General features: G+C 69.2%; 1 pseudogene. It reads left to right on the top strand.

The features are described from left to right. Positions 1-261: 261 nt before the first annotated feature. Positions 262-1,010: pseudogene (locus ACIRST_RS42455) on the top strand (hypothetical protein); the annotation flags it as partial.

Here is a 1,010-nt window from a genome sequence, read left to right as displayed (position 1 = left end):
CGACACCAACAACACCCTCTGGTCCGTCGACCCCAAGGGCCCCGGCTGGACCAAGTTCATCGGCGGCCCCACCACCATCACCTCCTGACACAAGAACCCACACCGCAATAGCCCATGCACTGCGGCGGAGCGCCGGCGGGGCATGCCCGAGCCACACCGATCGGGCATGCCCCGGCCTGGTCCCGGCGCCGCGGTCCGGGACGGCGACGCCGCTCGCCGACCCTTCGTACGCCTTGAGGACTGAGGACAGTCGTGCCACTTGTGAAGAACCGTCTCCGCGTTGCTCTCCAGACCACCGTCGTCGCAGCCGCACTGGTCGTACCCGCGGCCCTGGCCGCATCCCCCGCGTACGCCGCGCTGCTGCCGGACCGGTCCTGTGGCGCCGTCACCGACACCGAATCCACGACTGCGTCCAGCCTCAACAAGGTACTGACCGGGAAACTGGCCGGGGCGATGACCCCGTACCGGGTCTCCTGCGCGCGAGCGATAACCGATGCCGTGCGATCCCGCGGATTGCCCGACCGGGCTGCGGTCATCGCGGTCACCACGGCCATCGTGGAGTCCGAGCTGCGGAACAATCCGAACGTGCTCGACCACACCAGCGTCGGGCTGTTCCAGCAGCAGACCTGGTGGGGCTCGTACGAGCAGCGGCTCGACCCGGTGTTCGCCACCAACAAGTTCCTCGATGCGATGCTCAGTGCCTATCCCAACGGCTCCTGGCAGAGCCAGCCCATCGGTGTCGTCTGCCAGAAGGTCCAGGTCTCGGCCGTCCCTGATGCCTACCAACCTGAGGCCGCAGACGCACAGCGCATCGTCAACGCCCTGGCGGCGGCCACGCCTGCTCCGCAGCCGAAGGGGCCGACCGGGCGGCCGAGCACGGCGGTGGATCCGGCCACCGGTCACCTGGTCACGTATGTGCGGGACTCCAACAACCACCTGTGGTCCGTCGACCCCCAGGGCCCGGGATGGGTCGACTTCGGCGCCTACGCCGCCGGCGACCCCACCACCGT

It is taken from the genome of Kitasatospora sp. NPDC101447, from assembly GCF_044767225.1.
Lineage (GTDB): Bacteria > Actinomycetota > Actinomycetes > Streptomycetales > Streptomycetaceae > Kitasatospora.
This window is presented reverse-complemented; position numbering and strand designations above follow the sequence as displayed.